Source organism: Luteimonas granuli (assembly GCF_007795095.1).
In the GTDB taxonomy this organism is placed as follows: domain Bacteria; phylum Pseudomonadota; class Gammaproteobacteria; order Xanthomonadales; family Xanthomonadaceae; genus Luteimonas; species Luteimonas granuli.
The window spans coordinates 121,818-139,292 of record NZ_CP042218.1 but is presented as its reverse complement, the minus strand read 5'-3'; the positions used below and the strand labels follow the sequence as shown (position 1 = coordinate 139,292).

Genomic DNA, 17,475 nt, shown 5'->3' with positions numbered 1-17,475 from the left:
CATGAGCGACCAGAAGACCACGCCCCCACCCAACGCCCACCAGAAGGTCGAGAAGAACGTCGGCCTGCTGATCGGACTGATCGCCATCGCCGTGTCCTTCGGCGGCCTGGCCGAGATCGTGCCCCTGATGTACCAGGCCGAGGCCATCGAGCCGCTTCCCGGCGTCGAGCCCTACCCGGCGCTGGAGCTGGCCGGCCGCGACGTCTATGTCCGCGAAGGCTGCTACAACTGCCATTCGCAGATGGTGCGCACGCTGCGCTTCGAGTCCGAACGCTACGGCCACTACTCGCTGGCCGGCGAGTCGGTCTACGACCGTCCGTTCCAGTGGGGTTCCAAGCGCACCGGACCGGACCTCGCCCGCGTGGGCGGCCGCTATTCCGACGACTGGCACCGCGTGCACCTGGTCGATCCGCGCGCCGTGGTGCCGGAATCGAACATGCCTTCCTTCCCGTGGCTGGCCGAGACGCCGGTGGACGCGGAGGCCGTGACCCGCAACATGCGCAACCTGCGCCGCCTCGGCGATCCCTACACCGACGAGCAGATCGAAGGCGCGGCCGAGGCCGTGACCGGCAAGACCGAGCTCGACGCCGTCGTCGCCTACCTGCAGGGCCTGGGCCGCCACGCGCCGACCGCCGCCGCGGTCACCGCGGCGGCGGTCGAAGGCCAGGCCGAGCCCGTGGAGAACGCCCGATGACCGGCGGGATCATCACGCTCGCACTGCTGCTGCTCTTCGTGGGCGGCTGGATCTGGATCTGGCGGCCTTCGCACAAGGCCGAGTTCGACGCAGCCGCGCGGCTGCCCCTTGAGGACGATTCCGAGGAGCCCCGGGAATGAGCACCGGCTGGAGCATTTACGTCATCGTGCTGGTGCTGGCGAACCTGGCCGGCTGCTGGGCACTGCTCTCCTGGACCAAGCGCCGGCGTCCCGGTGATCCGAAGCCGGAGGACACCACCCACGTCTGGGACGGCGACATCCGCGAGTACAACAAGCCGCTGCCCCGCTGGTGGATCATCGGCTTCTACCTGACGATCGTGTTCTCGGTCGGCTACCTGGTGTGGTACGGCGGCTTCGGCACCTTCCCGGGCCTGGGCAAGTGGAGCTCCGCCGGCGAACATGCCGCCGACAAGGCCAGGCACGACGCCATCCTCGCCGAGACCTTCGCCCCCTACGCCGGTCGCGCGATCTCCGACCTGGCCGGCGACGAGCGTGCGGTCGAGCTGGGCCGTGCGATCTTCGCCAACACCTGCGCCACCTGCCACGGCTCGTCCGCCCAGGGAGCGATCGGCTACCCGAACCTGACCGACGACATCTGGCACTGGGGCGGCTCCGAGGACCGGATCCTCGCCAGCATCCTCGACGGCCGCCAGGGCGTGATGCCCGAATGGGGCACGGTGCTGAACGGCATGGGCGGCGAGAACGCGGTGCTGTCGGTCGCCACCTACGTCCGTGCGCTGGCCGGCGAAGTGCCCGCGAACGACTACTTCGCCGCCCAGGGCAAGGGCCTGTACGAGGGCGTCTGCGTGGCCTGCCACGGCATCGACGGCAAGGGCAACCAGGACCTCGGCGCACCCGACCTGACCGACGGGTACGCCATGTACGGCAACTCGCTGGAATCGATCATGGAGACCATCAACCGGGGCCGCCATGGCGTGATGCCGGCGCACCGCGAACTGCTGGGCGAGACCCGCTCGCGGCTGGTGGGCTCCTACGTCTGGTCGCTGTCCAATCCTCCTGCGGGCGCGACGCGGCAAGCGGAGAACCAATGACCGGCACGCCCGGCCCCGCCTTCGACCACCCGCCGCGCCCCATGGCGCAGCGGGTGGGCGCCATTCTGTGGCCGAGCTTCTTCTCGGCCTGCGTGGCGACGATGGTGTTCTCGGCCTTCGTCGATCCGCTGCAGCTGCGTGACATCACCTTCCCAGACCTCGACATCAGCCGCAGCCTCGGCTACTCCATCGCCTTCTTCATGTTCTGGGTCGCGACCGCGGCCTCGAGCCTGTTCACCTGGATCCTCCTGCGCCCGTCGAGCCGCTTCAACCGGGCGCTCCCCCGAGAGAAATGAACCGTCGCATTCCCCTGGAGCTCGCCGAGGACACCGGCGGCTCGATGTACGTCAAGGAGCGGAAGGTCTATCCGCGCGAGGTCTCCGGACGTCTGAACACCCTGCGCGTGGCGGCCGTGTTCTGGCTGCTGGGCATGTTCTACGTGTTTCCGTGGCTGCGCTGGGACGGCCGCCAGGCGGTGCTGTTCGACCTGCCGGCGCGCAAGTTCCACGTGTTCGGGCTGACCTTCTGGCCGCAGGACTTCCTGTTCCTCGCGCTGCTCCTGATCATCGCGGCGCTGGCGCTGTTCTTCTTCACCGCACTCGCGGGCCGGTTGTTCTGCGGCTATGCCTGCCCGCAGACGGTGTGGACGGAAGTGTTCCTGTGGATGGAGCGCTGGACCGAGGGCGACCGCAACAAGCGGATGAAGCTCGACGCCGGCCCCTGGACCCGCGAGAAGGTCCTGCGCAAGGGCGCCAAGCACACGCTCTGGCTGGTGTTCGCGCTGTGGACCGGCTTCACCTTCGTCGGCTTCTTCACCCCGATCACCGAGCTGGGCGCCCGCCTGGTGCCGTTCGAGTGGGGCGGCTGGGAGACCTTCTGGGTGCTGTTCTACGCCCTGGCCACCTGGGGCAACGCCGGCTTCCTGCGCGAGCAGGTCTGCAAGTACATGTGCCCCTACGCGCGCTTCCAGAGCGCAATGTTCGACCGCAACACCCTGATCATCGCCTACGACCCGATGCGCGGCGAGCCGCGCGGCCCGCGGAAGCGCGGTCTGGGCAGCATCGCCGCCCGCGGCCGCGCCCTGCTCGACCAGGTCACCGCCTACGACTACGTGTTCCGCGCGGCGCTGCACCCGACCGCGGCCGACAACCGCGTCCAGGCTGCCGGAACCATCACCCTCGGCGGCGCCGGCGAGGTGGCCGAACCGCTGCCGAAGTTCGAGCCCGACGCGCTGGGCGACTGCATCGACTGCACGATGTGCGTCCAGGTCTGCCCGACCGGCATCGACATCCGCAACGGCCTGCAGTACGAGTGCATCGCCTGCGGCGCCTGCATCGACGCCTGCGACGCCGTGATGGACAAGATGGGCTTCGAGCGCGGCCTGATCCGCTACAGCACGCAGAACGCCATCGACAGCAAAGCCACCCGCGTGCTGCGTCCGCGCGTGCTGGTCTACGGAACCCTGCTGCTGGCGCTGGCGGTCGCCTGGGTGGCCGGCGTGAACATGCGCAGCCCGCTGATCGTCGAGGTGCTGCGCGACCGCAACGCGCTGTACCGCGTGGTCGGCGACGGCCAGGTGGAGAACGACTACACCATCAAGGTCGTGAACAAGAGCGATTCCGCCGAGACCTACCGCATCGTCATCGAGGGCGCCGCGCCCGGCGTGGAGCTCCGTGGCCGTGGCCTGGACGCGGTGCAGGCGCGGGCGGAGGAAGTGCTCAGCGTCCCGGTGATCGTCGCCGCGCCGGATTCACTCAAGGGCCGCCATGCTCTGAGCTTCCGCGTCGAGACCGTCGACGGCGAGGCCAGCCAGACGGTCGACAGCAGTTTCTTCGGACCCCTCCAATGACCCGCGAACCGCAAAAGCGTCCCTTCTGGCGCGAGCCCATGATGTGGCTCGTCATCGGCCTGCCGTTGGCCTCGGTGGTTGCTGGCGTGTTCCTGCTCACCGTCGCCATGCGCGACTCCAGCGACTCGGTGGGCGACCTCGTCACGCGCACCGCGCAGATCCAGGTCGCCGACCTCAGCCCGGACGCCCGCGCGCGCGACCTGCGCCTGAGCGCGATCCTGCGCGTGGACGAAGACTATGTTGAAGTGCTGCCGGTGACCGGCGAGTTCGACCGCGCGGCGCCGCTGCGTCTGGTGCTGCGGCACCCCACCCTGGCCGCCTCGGACGTCGAGCTTCGGGCAGCGCCCGGCGACAACGGCTGGCGCGCCGAGGTCGAACTCCCCCTCGACCATGACTGGAAGCTCGAGGTGATGCCCGAGGGCATGCCATGGCGCCTCCAGGGCCGCCTGCCCGCGGGACAGCGCGCGGCCCACGTGAAGCCGGGCTTCTCCGGCGAGCAGGAGTGAGGTGAGCGCGGGCGCGGTCGCCACGGCCGCCGCCGTGCGCGACGCGCACGGCGTGGGGGAAGGCTGCTTCCACTGCAGCGAAGCGCTGCCGCCGTCCGCGGCGGTCGCCCGGATCGACGGCCAGCCACGGCGCTTCTGCTGCGACGGATGCGCCGCCGCCGCGCAGTGGATCCGCGACGCCGACCTCGTCGACTACTATCGCCTGCGCACCGAGCCCGGCGGCCGCGCCGCCACCGACCTCGAGGCCCAGCTCGCCGCCTTCGACCGCGACGATGTCCAGGCCAGCCACGTCCGCCAGGTCGATGGCGGACGCGAGGTCACCGTGCTGACCGACGGCATGCGCTGCGCCGCTTGCGCCTGGCTGATCGACCGCGCGGTGGCGCGCGAACGTGGCGTGCTCGAAGTGGTCGCCAACGCCGTCACCGGCCGCATCCGCATCGTCTGGGACCCGGCGCGCACCACCCTCTCCGCGCCGCTGCGCCGACTGGCCGGACTCGGCTACGTGCCTTACCTGGCCGGCGGCATCGCCCGCGAGCGCGAGCGGCGCGCCCAGCGCAACCGGGATCTGGTGCGCATGGGCATCGCGGGGCTGGCTTCGATGCAGGCGATGATGTTCGCCGAGGCGCTGTACCTGGACATCTACCAGCAGATGCCGGTCGCCACCCGCGACTTCCTGCGCTGGATCACCTTCCTCGTGTCCACGCCGGTGGTCTTCTGGTGCGGCTGGCCCTTCATCGCCGGCATGCTGCGCGAGCTGCGCAACCACCGGCTTGGCATGGACACGCTGATCGCCAGCTCGACGCTGCTGGCGTACTTCGCCAGCGTGTTCGAGACCGTGCGCGGTGGCACCCACGTCTGGTACGACGCGGCGGTGATGTTCGTCTTCCTGCTGCTCGGCGCGCGCATGCTGGAGCAGCGCGCCCGGCGCATCGCCGTGGCCCAGGTGGACACGCTGGCGCGGGCGCGCCCGGCGCTGGCCACGCGCGAGCTGGCCGACGGCGGCCGCGAAGTGGTGCCGACCGCGGCGCTGGCGGTGGGGGACGTCGCCTGCGTCGCCGCCGGCGACACGGTGCCTGCGGACGGCGTCCTGCTGGACGAACCGGCGCGGTTCGAGGAAGCCCTGCTCACCGGCGAAGCGCACCCGGTCCGCCGCGTGCCCGGTGATACGGTCTTCGCCGGCACCGTCTGCCGCGAGGCGCCGGCGCGGATCCGCATCGAGCAGGTCGGCACCGGCACCCGGCTGTCGCAGCTGGAAGCGATGGTCGAACGTGCACAGTCCCATCGGCCGCGCGCGGCCCAGCTGGCCGACGCCGTCTCCAGCCGTTTCGTGGCCGGCATCCTGGTGGTGGCGGCGCTGGTCTACCTCGGCTGGCGCATCCACGATCCGTCGCGCGCGCTCGAGGTCACCCTGGCGCTGCTGGTGATCAGCTGCCCCTGCGCACTGTCGCTGGCGGTGCCCACCGCGCTCGCGGTCGCCCATGGCGCGCTGGCGAAGCTCGGCGTGCTGGCGACCGATCCCGATGCGATGGGGTCGCTGGCCGCCGCCACCGATCTCGTGTTCGACAAGACCGGAACCCTCGGCAGCGGACGCCCCACGCTTGCGCGGGTCGAGGCCTTCGGGGTCCTCGACGTCGAGGATGCGACCGGCATCGCGGCGGCGCTGGAGCGGGACAGCCTGCATCCGATCGCGCGGGCCTTCGACGGCCAGGACGTCGGCATGACCGTGTCCGGGGTGGAGGAGCGCCCCGGACTGGGCCTGGCCGGCAACGTCGGAGGCCGCGCCTGGCGACTGGGCCGCGCCGACTTCGCGGCGGGGCGTGTGGATGACGGCGCCCTCTGGCTCGGCGACGGTGCGACCGCCGCGGCCCGTTTCACGCTCGAGGAGCCCCTGCGCGAGGACGCCGGCGACGCCGTCGCGGCGCTGCGTCGCCTCGGCCTCGATGTCCACCTGTCGAGCGGAGATGCCGCGACGTCGGTGACCACGTTCGGAGAGCGCCTCGGCATCGCGCACGTGGCCGCGCGGCAGTCGCCCGAAGACAAGCTCGCCGGCGTGCGCGCCCTGCAGGCCGACGGCCGCGTGGTCGCCATGGTCGGCGACGGCCTCAACGACGCCCCGGTGCTCGCCGGCGCCGACGTCTCGATCGCGATCGGCAGCGGAGCCGCCCTCGCCCACCGCGCGGCCGGCCTGGTGCTGACCGCACCGTCGCTGCTGCGCATCCCGGCCGCGGTGCGCCTCGCGCGGCGCACCCGCGCCATCGTCCGCCAGAACCTGGCCTGGGCGCTGGGGTACAACATCGTGGCGATCCCGCTGGCGGCGGCCGGACTGGTGACACCCTGGGTGGCCGCGCTGGGCATGGCGCTGTCGTCGCTGATCGTCACCCTCAATGCGCTGCGCCTGGCGCGGAGCCCGGAACCATGAACGTCCTGCTGATGCTGATCCCGCTGAGCCTGGTCCTGCTGCTGGTCGCGATCTGGGCCTTCCGCTGGGCGGTGCGCAAGGGCCAGTTCGAGAATCTGGATGCCGCCGCGATCGACATCCTGCGCGACGACAGCGCCGACCAGCCGCCGGACGAAGCTCCCGGCCGGGACCATGCCGACTGACTGGCTCGCCATCGCCGCGGCGCTGCTCACCGGGCTGATGGGCGGCGTGCACTGCGCCGCCATGTGCGGCGGCATCGCCACCGGCTTCTCCGCCATGGGTGGCAGTCGGGGCTGGTGGACCGCGATGCAGCCCAATCTCGGACGGGTCGGTGGCTATGTGCTGGCCGGCGCGATCGCCGGTGGCCTCGGCGGCGGCATCCTGGCCGCGGCGCGCAGCCCGTGGCTGGCCTTCGGCGCGCGCATGCTCGTGGGCGTGGTGCTGGTGCTGGTGGCGCTGCGGCTGCTGGACCGTTCGGGGCGACTGTCGTTCCTGGGCCGTCCCGGCGTGGCCCTCTGGCAGCGGCTGCGCCGGCTGCAGGCGCCCTTGCTCCCGGCCGACACCGCCGGCAAGCGCATCGCGCTGGGCGTGCTCTGGGGCTGGATGCCCTGCGGCCTCAGCACGACGATGCTCGCCGCCGCCTGGCTGCAGGCCGACGCCCGCAACGGTGCCCTGACCATGGCCGCCTTCGGCCTGGGAACGCTGCCGCTGATGGTCTCGCTGACCTGGTCGGGCGCGCGCCTGGGCCAGTGGCTGCAGCGCGGGCCATGGCGGATGGCCCTGGGGGGACTGGTGCTGGTCGCGGGGCTGCTGACCATCGCCGCGCCGTGGCTGATGCAGATCCCCGCTCTCGCGGGTCCGCTCGCCGCGCTGGGCTGCCTGCCGCCGCCCTGAGGACCGGCGGCGGCCTGCATTGACCGCCGGGGCGCCAGCGGTCGAACCTGTCGCTTCCGCGCATGCATGACAGGAGGTGAGGTATGGCCACGAACCGCAGCCACGTCGCCGCGCTCGCCGAGCGCCTGCTCGGGAAGGCGCTGCATGCGCTCGAACCCGAAGAGATCAGCGTCCTGCACGGGATCGCCGAAGGCCGCCCCATCAGCCGGGACGCCGCCGACGCCGCCGACCAGCAACAGACTTTCGGCGAGCGCCTGTCCGACAGGGTCGCGGCCGTCGGCGGCTCATGGACCTTCATCATCGCCTTCATCCTGGTCCTGCTCGGATGGATGCTGCTCAACAGCAACGTGCTGTCGCGCGTCGGGCTGGCGTTCGACCCCTACCCGTACATCTTCCTCAACCTGATGCTCTCGACGGTCGCCGCGATCCAGGCGCCGATCATCATGATGAGCCAGAACCGGCAGGCGGCGAAGGACCGGATCGCGGCGAGCCTGGATTTCGAGGTCAACCTGCGCGCCGAGCTGGAGATCATGCGGCTGCACGAGAAGATCGACAGGGCGATCATCGAGCGGCTCGACAGGATCCTGGAACAGGTCGGAGGCGATCGCGGCAACCTGCCGCCGACGGATCCCCGGTTGCCTGCGCAATCGTGATCCCGCATCAGTCCCTGCCAGCCCTGGTGCCGCGTTCTCCTGCCCCGGCGCGTGCGGCGCGCAGCCGGTCGAGCTTCTCCTTGAGCTTCAGCTCCAGGCCGCGCTCGACCGGGAGGTAGTAGACCCGCTCCCCCATCGCATCCGGGAATGCGGTCTGGTCCAGCGCCACCCCGCCCTCGGCATCGTGGTCGTACTGGTAGCCCTTGCCGTAGCCGAGGCCCTTCATCAGCTTCGTGGGCGCGTTGCGCAGATGCATGGGCACGTCCTGGGTGCCGTGCTCGAGCACGTCGCGGCGGGCGGCGTTGAACGCCGCGTAGCCGGCGTTCGACTTGGCGGTGCTGGCCAGGTAGATCACCAGCTGCGCGAACGCGAGCTCGCCCTCGGGGCTGCCCAGGCGGTCGTACATGTCCCAGGCATCGACCGCCATCTGCTGCGCGCGCGGGTCGGCCAGGCCGATGTCCTCGATCGCCATGCGCGCCAGCCGGCGCGCGAGATAGGCCGGGTCGGCGCCACCGTCGAGCATCCGTGCCAGCCAGTAGAGCGCCGCGTCCGGGTTGGAGCTGCGCACCGACTTGTGCAGCGCCGAGATCTGGTCGTAGAACTGCTCGCCGCCCTTGTCGAAGCGGCGCGTGCGGTCGGCCAGGACCTGGGCGAGCGTGTCGTCGGTGATGGTGCCGCCGTCGCCGGCCAGTTCCGCGGCGATCTCGAGCAGGGTGAGCCCGCGGCGCACGTCGCCGTCGGCGGCGCGCGCGACGAGCTGCAGCTGTCCTTCGCCTATGGCGACGCCGCGGCCGCCGAGGCCACGCTCGCCGTCATCGAGCGCACGCCGCAGCGCGGTGCCGATGTCATCGGCCGACACCGCCTCCATCACGTGCACCCGGCAGCGCGACAACAGCGCCGAGTTCAGTTCGAAAGAGGGGTTCTCGGTCGTCGCGCCGACGAAGATGATCGTGCCGCGCTCGATGTGGGGCAGGAAGGCGTCCTGCTGCACCTTGTTGAAACGGTGCACCTCGTCGACGAACAGGACCGTGCGCCGGCCACCGGCGAAGGTGTGCTCGGCCTCGGCCAGTACCTTGCGGACCTCGGGCAGTCCGGAGAGCACCGCGGAGATCGCGCGGAATTCGGCGTCGGCGTACTCGGCCAGCAGCAGCGCAAGCGTGGTCTTGCCGCAGCCGGGCGGGCCCCAGAGCACCATCGAATGCACGCGGCCGGCCTCGACCGCGCGTCGCAGCGCGGAATCGGGCGCCAGCAGCCGTCGCTGGCCGACCATCTCGTCGAGGGTGCGCGGGCGCATGCGCTCGGCCAGCGGGCGTAGCGCCAATGCATCGTCTCCGGGTGGCAAAAGGCCGGGCTGGCCGGCGGAGGGGGCTTGCTTGCGGGGCACGTCGTTTCCACGGAATCCTGTAATGCCACGATACCAAGGTGGCCGCCGGGAGCCGGGAATGGTGTCGGCAGCCCCCCCGCCCTGACCCTGCCCTCCCCTGTGTCCGACTGCGCGCCGGGGGAGGGGCGGCGGTCGACGTCTGGTCAGGAACAGCGGCGGGGCGTGGTGGACTGCCGGCATCGAAAGCCAACGCGGGATCGATGCGGAGGGGGACATCCTCCGCGCCGTCGCCGCGGATGGCGCGCCGAAGGGCGCGGCGACCGTCCTCAGCCTTCGCCGACCACGTCCACGCCCGCCGGGGGCACGAACCGGAACGTGCCGCGCGCGAAGGCCGGGTTGCGGGTCCAGCCGCTGAAGACCACCTCGGTGCGCTGGCCCAGGGTGTCGACCACGTCCATGCGGACCAGCGAAGCGCCCCTGAAGCCCAGGCGCGCGCTGCTGAAGCTGGCCTGTTCGGCATCGCGCGGGGAAAGCAGCAGCCAGGACAGGCCGTCGGCGTCGCCGCTCTCGCGGACGTTGAAGTCGCGTTCCAGCTTCGCCGGGTCCACCAGCGCCGCCAGCGGACTGTTCTGCTCCTCGGGTCCCTGGGCGCGGACGGTCACCTGCTCGAGGTCGGGATCGTAGACCCAGACCTTCTCGCCGTCGGCCACGATCAGTTGCGCATAGGGGGTGGCGTACTCCCAGCGGAACAGACGTGGCGCGGACAGCGCGACGCGGCCGGTGGAGGTCTCCCGGAGGCGACCGTCAAGGTCGTAGAGCTTCTGCTCGAAGCGGCCGTCCAGTCCCTTCAGGCCGCTGCTGAACGCGGCCAGATCGTCCCGGGCAGCGGCGGAAGCGGTCCCGGCGAGGGTGGACAGCAAGGCCAGCGCGGCCAGCCAGTAGCGCATGCGGATCATCGGTGGCTCCGTGGGGGAATGCGTTGCGAAGTGTGTCGCGGTGGCGCTGAATGCGCCCCCACGCGGCTGGCGGCCGCTATCGCCACCCACCCATTGCAGGAGCGGCTATAGCCGCGACCGCGGAAAACGATACCGCGCCGGTCGCCGGCTTCTGCAGAGGCCGGGGTCGCCGCTGTAGCGGCTCCTACGGATGGGGGCTTGGGGGGTTACTGGGGTGGCGGCGGCGCCAGCACGCTGCGGTCGCCGTTGTGTTCGGGCGCGGACACCACGCCGGCGGCCTCCATCGCCTCGACCAGGCGCGCGGCGCGGTTGTAGCCGATCTTCAGCCGCCGCTGCACGCCCGAGATGGAGGCGCGGCGGGTCTCGGTCACCACGCGTACCGCCTCGTCGTACAAAGGGTCGCTCTCGTCGCCGCTGCTGCTGGACTCGGGCAGTCCGGTGGCGCCGACCACGATGCCGTCGCCCATGGCCTGCACTTCCTCCAGCACGCCCTCGATGTAGTCCGGGCCGCCGCCCGACTGCCTGAGGTACTCCACCACGCGGTGGACCTCCTCGTCGGAGACGAAGGCACCGTGCACGCGCTCGGGCATTGCCGTGCCCGGGGGCAGGTACAGCATGTCGCCATGGCCCAGAAGCGTCTCGGCGCCGCTCTGGTCGAGGATGGTGCGCGAGTCGATCTTGCTGGAGACCTGGAAGGCGATGCGCGTGGGGATGTTGGCCTTGATCAGGCCGGTGATCACGTCCACCGACGGCCGCTGGGTGGCCAGGATGAGGTGGATGCCGGCGGCGCGCGCCTTTTGCGCCAGGCGGGCGATCAGCTCCTCCACCTTCTTGCCGACGATCATCATCATGTCGGCGAATTCGTCGATGAAGACGACGATGTAGGGGAGCGGCTCGAGCGGCTGCGGCGCCTCGTCCAGCTCCGGATTGGGCTTGAACAGCGGGTCCAGCAGCGGCTGGCCGCCGTCGGCGGCCTCGCGCACCTTCTTGTTGAAGCCGGCCAGGTTGCGTACGCCCACCGCGCTCATCAGCTTGTAGCGGCGCTCCATCTCCGCCACGCACCAGCGCAGGCCGTTCGCGGCCTCCTTCATGTCGGTGACCACCGGCGCCAGCAGATGCGGGATGCCCTGGTAGACGCTGAGCTCCAGCATCTTCGGATCGATCATCAGCATCCGCACGTCCTTGGCCGACGCCTTGTAGAGCAGGCTCAGCACCATCGCGTTCACCGCGACCGACTTGCCCGAGCCGGTGGTGCCCGCCACCAGCAGATGCGGCATGCGCGCGAGGTCGGCGACCGTGGGCCTGCCGGCGATGTCCTTGCCCAGCGCGAGCGTCAGCGGGCTGGCGGACCTGTCGTATTCCTTCGAGCGCAACAGTTCGGAGAGATAGATCATCTCGCGGTGGGTGTTCGGCGTTTCCAGGCCGATCACCGACTTGCCCGGGATCACGTCGACCACGCGCACCGATTTCACGCTCAGGCCGCGGGCGATGTCCTTGTCCAGCGAGCTGATCTGGCTGACCTTGATGCCCGGGGCCGGCTCGATCTCGAAGCGGGTGATCACCGGGCCGGGATAGGCGCCGACCACCTGGGCGTCGATGCGGAAGTCCTTGAGCTTGAACTCGATCTGGCGCGACAGCGTTTCCAGCGTTTCCTCGTCGTAGCCCTTGGGCTGCGGCTTCGGGTCGTCCAGCAGCGCAAGCGCCGGGATGCCGCTGCCGTCGCCGACGTTGAACAGCGGGATCTGCTGCTCGCGCCTGGCGCGCTCGCTCTTCTCCACCACCGGCGCCGGCGGCGGCTCGATCCGCACCTTCCCGCGCTTCGCGCGCAGCTCGGTGTCGAGCTTGCGGGTTTCCGTGCGTTCCTCGCGATGGGCGCGCGCTTCCTGCCACTCGCTGGCCTGCTTGCTGCCGCGGCGGAACAGCGCCGGCAGCTTCAGCACCCACCCGCCGATGACGTCCATCACCCGGAGCCAGGACAGCCCGGTGGCCAGCGTGACCGAGACCAGCAGCAGGGCCAGCAGGAACAGGTTGCCACCCACCGGCCCGAACGCCGAGTAAAGCGAATTGCCGACCAGACGGCCGAGGATGCCGCCGGCACCCGCCGACCAGCCTTCGACCGGCCCGATGCGCAGCGACAGCAGGCCGGTGGCCGAGACGATGAAGCCGACCATGCCGACCAGGCGCAGCGCCGGGCCGAGGTCGGCCGCACCGTCGCCATCGCTGTCCATGCCGAACAGTGCGATCCACGCCACGGCACCGAGGAGCAGGGGCAGCAGGAAGGCGACGTGCCCGAACAGCCCGAGCAGCACGTCGGCGGTCCAGGCCCCGACCCGGCCGCCGGCGTTGTTCAGCGGCGCGGTCAGGCTGCCGGCGTTGCTCCAGCCCGGGTCGCCGGGCGAGTACGTCACCAGGCAGACCAGCAGGTAGACCAGCAGCGGCGCGATCGCGATCAGAGCGATGTCGCGCAGCAGCCTCTGTCGCCGCGGGTCGGGCGCGGAGGCGGCCGCGCCCGACGCCGCCTTGCGGGGGCGCCGGGTGCCACGTTCGCTTGCCGCGCGTGCTGCCACGTGTGATCAGACCTTAAGAAGTTCCCGCAATGGGATGATTCTAATCACATTGCGGCTCAGACGGCCATGTCCAGCAGGGCCGGGTGCACCAGCTTCCCCCGGCGACGTTGATGCCGCGCGCCAGCGCCGGGTCCGCGGCCCAGTCGCCGCCTGCGGCCAGCCGGTTCACCCAGGGCAGGATCGCGGCGCAGATCGCCTGCGACGAGGTCTGCGGCACAGCGCCCGGCATGTTGGTGACGCAGAAGTGGGTCACGCCCTCCTCCACGTAGGTCGGCTCCTTCCAGCTGGTCGGGCGCGAGGTCTCGAAGCAGCCGCCCTGGTCGATGGCGATGTCCACCAGCACGCTGCCCGGCTCCATGGCCTTGAGCATGTCGCGGGTCACGACCTTGGGCGCCCGGGCGCCGGTGACCAGCACCGCGCCGATCACCAGGTCGGCCGCGGCGATCTCGCGCGCCACCACGTCGTGGTAGGGGTACAGCGCGGTGACGTTGTTGCCCAGGCGCATCATCTCGTCCATGCGGTCCTGGCGCATTTCGAACACGGTGACGTTGGCGCCGCCCGCCGCGGCCAGCGCCGCGGACGCGCCGCCGGCCTTGCCGGCGCCGAACACCACCACCCGGCCGCGCTCGGTCGACGGCAGGCCGCCGAGCAGCTTGCCCTTGCCGCCTTCGGGCTGGTGCAGCAGGCGGGTGCCGACCTGGACGCCGATCCGGCCGGCCACGATCGACATCGGTGCCAGCAGCGGCAGGTCGCCGTTGGGCAGTTCGACGGTCTCGAAGGCGACGGCGGTCAGGCCGATGTCGAGCAGCCTGCGCGTCAGCGCCGGCTCGGCGGCTAGGTGCAGGTAGCAGAACAGCAGGTGGTCGGCGCGCAGATGCTCCAGGTCGCCCGCGATGGGCTCCTTCACCTTGACGATCATCTGGCTCTTTTCATACAGCGCGGCGGCATCGGGAGCGATGTTGACGCCCAGCGCCGCGTAGGCGGCGTCCGCGAAGCCGGACTTGATGCCGGCATCCTTCTCGAGCCACACCTCGTGGCCACGCTTGACGAGGTCGCCCGCGGCCGCGGGCACGAGGGCGACGCGGCCCTCCAGGGTCTTGGTTTCCTTGGGAACGCCGATACGCATCTCTCGCCCTCTCATGTGATGCACAAAAAACGCCGCATGTGCGGCGCGTCGTGGTGTCGCTGGGAACCCTGCGTTGCGGCCGCGACGGCCCGCTCCGCCTTGTCTTGCCGCTCCGGCGCCGCCAAGCTATGGGCTTCCCAACGCCGTGATTCCATGGCCCGCGAGTATACATGAGCACTTCCAAGCACTGCCGCCTGCTGATCCTCGGTTCCGGCCCGGCCGGCTGGACCGCCGCCGTCTACGCGGCCCGCGCCAACCTCAAGCCCGTGCTCGTCACCGGCATGCAGATGGGCGGCCAGCTGATGACCACCACCGAGGTCGACAACTGGCCCGGCGATGCCCACGGCCTGATGGGTCCCGACCTGATGGCGCGCATGCAGGCGCATGCCGAGCGCTTCGACACCGAGGTGGTGTTCGACCAGATCCACAGCGCCGACCTTTCGGAGCGGCCGTTCCGCCTCAGGGGCGACAGCGGCGACTACACCGCCGATGCGCTGATCATCGCCACCGGGGCCACCGCCAAGTACCTGGGCCTGGAGTCCGAGGAGAAGTTCAAGGGCCGCGGCGTCTCCGCCTGCGCCACCTGCGACGGCTTCTTCTACAAGGACCAGGACGTGGCCGTGGTCGGCGGCGGCAATACCGCGGTCGAGGAAGCGCTGTACCTGTCCAACATCGCGCGCAAGGTCTACCTGGTGCACCGCCGCGACACCCTGCGCGCCGAGAAGATCATGCAGGACAAGCTGCAGGCGAAGATCGACGCCGGGAAGATCGAGCCGGTCTGGCACCACGTGGTGGACGAGGTGCTGGGCAACGACGCCGGCGTCACCGGCCTGCGCCTGAAGTCGGTGCAGGACGACGGCATCCGCGAGGTCGAGGTGCACGGCTTCTTCGTCGCCATCGGCCACACGCCCAATACATCGCTGTTCGAGGGCCAGCTGGCGATGAACAACGGCTACCTCGAGATCCGCTCGGGACTTGCCGGCGGCGCCACGGAGACTTCGGTCAAGGGTGTGTTCGCGGCCGGCGACGTGGCCGACCAGGTCTACCGCCAGGCCATCACCTCGGCCGGCTTCGGCTGCATGGCCGCGCTCGACGCCGAGCGCTTCCTCGACAAGGATGCCTGAGACGCCGCGCGCGGCTTCCCCGCGCGGCTGAGTCGGAACATGCCCGTCGCGCGCGTCCATGCATCGCTCGCGGAGATTCCCGCCGCGGCCTGGGACGCGCTGCACGACGGGGGCAACCCCTTCGTCGCGCACGCGTTCCTGGAGGGCCTCGAATCCAGCGGCTGCCTGCGCCCGCGCTGGGGCTGGACGCCGCGCCACGTCACGCTCTGGGACGGCGACGAACTGGTCGCCGCGGCCCCGGGCTACCTGGAAGGGAAACTCGCACGGCGAGTTCGTGTTCGACCATGCCTGGGCGCATGCCTGGGCTCGGCATGGGCGCGCGTATTTCCCGAAATGGCTGGGCGCGGTGCCCTACTCGCCGGTGACGGGGCCGCGGCTGCTGGCGCGCGACGGCGCCGCGCGGCGCGCGCTGCTCGCGGCGATCGTCGATGACGCGAGCGCGCTCGGACTGTCTTCCGCGCACGTCAACTTCCACACCGCTGCCGAGGACGCGGACTTCGGCGACGACTGGCTGCGCCGCGCCGACATCCAGTACCACTGGAGCAACGACGCCGGCTGGCCCGACTTCGCGGCCTTCCTGGGCGACATGGACCACCGCCATCGCAAGAACATCCGCCAGGAACGCGCGAAGGTCGCCCGGGCGGGCGTGACCTTCCGTGTGCTGCACGGCGACGAGGCCGATGCGCGCGACCTCGCGGTCATGCATGGCTTCTACCTCGAGACCTTCGCCGACTACGGCAACGCCCCGGCGCTGACGCTGGGCTTCCTGCACCATCTCGCGGAAACCCTGCCGCGTGCGCTGGTGCTGGTCCTGGCCGACCTCGACGGTGAAGCGATCGCCGGAGCGCTGAGCCTGCGCGGGCGCGACACCCTCTACGGCCGCTACTGGGGCGCCACGCGGCAGCTGCCCGGCCTGCACTTCGAGACCTGCTATCACCAGGGCATCGAATACTGCCTGCGCGAGGGGCTGCGCCGGTTCGAGCCCGGCGCCCAGGGTGAGCACAAGATCGCTCGCGGCTTCCTGCCCGCGCCGGTGCGCAGCCGGCACTGGATCGCCGACGATGGCTTCCGCCCGGCGCTGGAGGCATGGTGCCGCGAGGAGTGCGAGGCCGTCGAACGCATGGCGCGGACGCTGCGGGAACGTTCCCCGTTCCGCGACCGGAGCGCGCCGCCGTGAGCCGGGCGCTGCCCGTGGTGCTCGGCCCGGATCCCGGTTCCCGGTTCCCGGATCCGGAAACGGCGCTGCGCGAGCCCGACGGCCTGCTCGCGGTCGGCGGCGACCTCGCTCCGGAGCGCCTGCTCCGCGCCTATGCCGACGGCATCTTCCCCTGGTACGCCGAGGGCCAGCCCTTGCTGTGGTGGTCGCCCGACCCGCGCACCGTGTTCGCCACCGATGCCGTGCACCTGTCCTCGCGCTTCCGGCGCCAGCTGCGGCGCTCGGACTGGACCGTGGTCGCGGACCATGCCTTCGACGAGGTGGTGCTGGCCTGCGCGACCGCGCCACGCGGCGGACAGCAGGGGACCTGGATCACCGACGCGATGCGCGCGGCGTACTCGCGCCTGCATGCGCTGGGGCACGCGCATTCGATCGAAGTCCTCGACGGCGAAGGCCGGCTGGCCGGCGGACTGTATGGCGTCGCGCTGGGCCGGATGTTCTTCGGCGAAAGCATGTTCAGCGCGACCAGCGGCGGCTCGCGGCTCGCGCTCGCCGCCCTGGCGCGGACGCTGCACGGCTGGGGCTGGCCGCTGCTGGACGCCCAGGTGGAGAACCCGCACCTGCTGCGCATGGGTGCGCAGTCCTGGCCCCGGACGCGGTTCCTGGCCGAAGTGAGGCGCCTGGTCGCCCTGCCCGGCCGGCCCGGCCCCTGGGGAGAGGCGTTCGGCCGCATCCCCGCGGCGGCGCTGGCCCCGCCCCGGCCGGATCCGCACCCCGGAAACGATTAACGGAACTTTTGCGCGGAACGCCCGTCCGTGCGACAATTGCCGTCTTTCGGGCCCCGCGCCCGGCCCCTCGACTGGTCAGTACAGGACGCATGGCGAAAGACGACGTCATTGAATTTGAAGGCATGGTCTCCGAGACACTCCCGAACACGATGTTCCGGGTGAAGCTGGAGAACGGGCACGAGATCATCGCGCACATCTCCGGACGCATGCGCAAGAACTACATCCGCATCCTGACCGGCGACCGGGTCAAGGTGGAGATGACGCCCTACGATCTGACCAAGGGGCGGATCACGTATCGCATGAAGTAAGGCGCGCGAATCGCGCCCCTGCAAGAAAGGCGGCCCAGG

The 17,475-nt window shown here is 70.9% G+C and carries 17 protein-coding genes and 1 pseudogene; 14 read left to right on the top strand and 4 right to left on the bottom strand.

All coding sequences use genetic code 11. The features are described from left to right. The first annotated feature begins 1 nt into the window (after position 1). The 10 genes from ccoO to FPZ22_RS00625 all read left to right on the top strand — a co-directional run bounded on the left by ccoO (position 2) and on the right by FPZ22_RS00625 (position 8,087). On the top strand, positions 2-694 hold the full coding sequence (gene ccoO, locus FPZ22_RS00670) for a cytochrome-c oxidase, cbb3-type subunit II (protein WP_144889360.1): 693 nt from the start codon (positions 2-4) through the stop codon (positions 692-694). Next, positions 691-834, top strand: coding sequence for a cbb3-type cytochrome oxidase subunit 3 (locus tag FPZ22_RS00665; protein ID WP_144889358.1), 144 nt, complete (start codon positions 691-693; stop codon positions 832-834). Before ccoO ends, FPZ22_RS00665 begins: the two co-directional genes overlap by 4 nt. After that, positions 831-1,766 carry a cytochrome-c oxidase, cbb3-type subunit III gene (gene ccoP, locus FPZ22_RS00660; protein WP_144889356.1) on the top strand — a complete coding sequence of 312 codons (936 nt, stop codon included), beginning with the start codon at positions 831-833 and terminating at the stop codon, positions 1,764-1,766. Before FPZ22_RS00665 ends, ccoP begins: the two co-directional genes overlap by 4 nt. Beyond that, complete coding sequence (locus FPZ22_RS00655; RefSeq protein ID WP_144889354.1) at positions 1,763-2,062, top strand: hypothetical protein; 300 nt, start codon at positions 1,763-1,765, stop codon at positions 2,060-2,062. Before ccoP ends, FPZ22_RS00655 begins: the two co-directional genes overlap by 4 nt. After that, positions 2,059-3,615 (top strand): 4Fe-4S dicluster domain-containing protein, encoded by a 1,557-nt coding sequence (locus FPZ22_RS00650; protein WP_144889352.1) that lies wholly within the window; start codon positions 2,059-2,061, stop codon positions 3,613-3,615. The genes FPZ22_RS00655 and FPZ22_RS00650 overlap by 4 nt, the downstream gene beginning before the upstream one ends. Then, entirely contained in the window at positions 3,612-4,121 is a 510-nt protein-coding gene (locus FPZ22_RS00645; RefSeq protein ID WP_144889350.1) for a FixH family protein, read from the top strand. The genes FPZ22_RS00650 and FPZ22_RS00645 overlap by 4 nt, the downstream gene beginning before the upstream one ends. A gap of 1 nt (position 4,122) precedes the next feature. Further along, positions 4,123-6,540 carry a heavy metal translocating P-type ATPase gene (locus FPZ22_RS00640; protein ID WP_246120782.1) on the top strand — a complete coding sequence of 806 codons (2,418 nt, stop codon included), beginning with the start codon at positions 4,123-4,125 and terminating at the stop codon, positions 6,538-6,540. Continuing rightward, complete coding sequence (gene ccoS, locus FPZ22_RS00635) at positions 6,537-6,722, top strand: cbb3-type cytochrome oxidase assembly protein CcoS (protein ID WP_144889348.1); 186 nt, start codon at positions 6,537-6,539, stop codon at positions 6,720-6,722. Before FPZ22_RS00640 ends, ccoS begins: the two co-directional genes overlap by 4 nt. After that, positions 6,712-7,434, top strand: a complete 723-nt coding sequence (locus tag FPZ22_RS00630; protein ID WP_144889346.1) for a sulfite exporter TauE/SafE family protein — start codon at positions 6,712-6,714, stop codon at positions 7,432-7,434. The genes ccoS and FPZ22_RS00630 overlap by 11 nt, the downstream gene beginning before the upstream one ends. A gap of 83 nt (positions 7,435-7,517) precedes the next feature. Continuing rightward, a complete protein-coding gene (locus FPZ22_RS00625) occupies positions 7,518-8,087 on the top strand; it encodes a DUF1003 domain-containing protein (protein WP_144889344.1) in 570 nt (189 codons plus the stop codon). 7 nt (positions 8,088-8,094) lie between these two features. Here the strand turns inward: FPZ22_RS00625 and FPZ22_RS00620 are convergent, their stop codons facing one another. The 4 genes from FPZ22_RS00620 to ald form a co-directional block, all read right to left on the bottom strand. After that, on the bottom strand, positions 8,095-9,381 hold the full coding sequence (locus FPZ22_RS00620) for a replication-associated recombination protein A (RefSeq protein WP_144893796.1): 1,287 nt from the start codon (positions 9,379-9,381) through the stop codon (positions 8,095-8,097). Between the two features lie 356 nt (positions 9,382-9,737). Then, positions 9,738-10,367, bottom strand: coding sequence for an outer membrane lipoprotein periplasmic chaperone LolA (gene lolA / locus FPZ22_RS00615; RefSeq protein ID WP_144889342.1), 630 nt, complete (start codon positions 10,365-10,367; stop codon positions 9,738-9,740). A 206-nt stretch (positions 10,368-10,573) separates the two neighbouring features. Beyond that, entirely contained in the window at positions 10,574-12,934 is a 2,361-nt protein-coding gene (locus tag FPZ22_RS00610) for a DNA translocase FtsK (protein ID WP_144889340.1), read from the bottom strand. 40 nt (positions 12,935-12,974) lie between these two features. Continuing rightward, positions 12,975-14,060 (bottom strand): alanine dehydrogenase, encoded by a 1,086-nt coding sequence (ald, locus tag FPZ22_RS00605; protein ID WP_144889338.1) that lies wholly within the window; start codon positions 14,058-14,060, stop codon positions 12,975-12,977. 170 nt (positions 14,061-14,230) lie between these two features. Here ald and trxB point away from each other — a divergent pair, with 170 nt between their 5' ends. From trxB to infA, 4 genes and pseudogenes are all read left to right on the top strand, one after another. Next, entirely contained in the window at positions 14,231-15,184 is a 954-nt protein-coding gene (gene trxB, locus FPZ22_RS00600; RefSeq protein WP_144889336.1) for a thioredoxin-disulfide reductase, read from the top strand. A 39-nt stretch (positions 15,185-15,223) separates the two neighbouring features. Next, positions 15,224-16,361 (top strand): annotated as a pseudogene (locus FPZ22_RS00595) (GNAT family N-acetyltransferase). Beyond that, entirely contained in the window at positions 16,358-17,128 is a 771-nt protein-coding gene (gene aat, locus FPZ22_RS00590) for a leucyl/phenylalanyl-tRNA--protein transferase (protein WP_210412680.1), read from the top strand. Before FPZ22_RS00595 ends, aat begins: the two are co-directional and overlap by 4 nt. A gap of 89 nt (positions 17,129-17,217) precedes the next feature. Further along, a complete protein-coding gene (infA, locus tag FPZ22_RS00585; protein ID WP_144889332.1) occupies positions 17,218-17,436 on the top strand; it encodes a translation initiation factor IF-1 in 219 nt (72 codons plus the stop codon). Positions 17,437-17,475 lie beyond the last annotated feature (39 nt).

What these genes read in the sequence shown, in the direction of transcription:
- ccoO (WP_144889360.1), top strand. Translation starts at nt 2, where the DNA reads ATGAGCGACCAGAAGACCACGCCCCCACCCAACGCCCACCAGAAGGTC.
- FPZ22_RS00665 (WP_144889358.1), top strand. Translation starts at nt 691, where the DNA reads ATGACCGGCGGGATCATCACGCTCGCACTGCTGCTGCTCTTCGTGGGC.
- ccoP (WP_144889356.1), top strand. Translation starts at nt 831, where the DNA reads ATGAGCACCGGCTGGAGCATTTACGTCATCGTGCTGGTGCTGGCGAAC.
- FPZ22_RS00655 (WP_144889354.1), top strand. Translation starts at nt 1,763, where the DNA reads ATGACCGGCACGCCCGGCCCCGCCTTCGACCACCCGCCGCGCCCCATG.
- FPZ22_RS00650 (WP_144889352.1), top strand. Translation starts at nt 2,059, where the DNA reads ATGAACCGTCGCATTCCCCTGGAGCTCGCCGAGGACACCGGCGGCTCG.
- FPZ22_RS00645 (WP_144889350.1), top strand. Translation starts at nt 3,612, where the DNA reads ATGACCCGCGAACCGCAAAAGCGTCCCTTCTGGCGCGAGCCCATGATG.
- ccoS (WP_144889348.1), top strand. Translation starts at nt 6,537, where the DNA reads ATGAACGTCCTGCTGATGCTGATCCCGCTGAGCCTGGTCCTGCTGCTG.
- FPZ22_RS00630 (WP_144889346.1), top strand. Translation starts at nt 6,712, where the DNA reads ATGCCGACTGACTGGCTCGCCATCGCCGCGGCGCTGCTCACCGGGCTG.
- FPZ22_RS00625 (WP_144889344.1), top strand. Translation starts at nt 7,518, where the DNA reads ATGGCCACGAACCGCAGCCACGTCGCCGCGCTCGCCGAGCGCCTGCTC.
- FPZ22_RS00620 (WP_144893796.1), bottom strand. Translation starts at nt 9,381, where the DNA reads ATGCGCCCGCGCACCCTCGACGAGATGGTCGGCCAGCGACGGCTGCTG.
- lolA (WP_144889342.1), bottom strand. Translation starts at nt 10,367, where the DNA reads ATGATCCGCATGCGCTACTGGCTGGCCGCGCTGGCCTTGCTGTCCACC.
- ald (WP_144889338.1), bottom strand. Translation starts at nt 14,060, where the DNA reads ATGCGTATCGGCGTTCCCAAGGAAACCAAGACCCTGGAGGGCCGCGTC.
- trxB (WP_144889336.1), top strand. Translation starts at nt 14,231, where the DNA reads ATGAGCACTTCCAAGCACTGCCGCCTGCTGATCCTCGGTTCCGGCCCG.
- infA (WP_144889332.1), top strand. Translation starts at nt 17,218, where the DNA reads ATGGCGAAAGACGACGTCATTGAATTTGAAGGCATGGTCTCCGAGACA.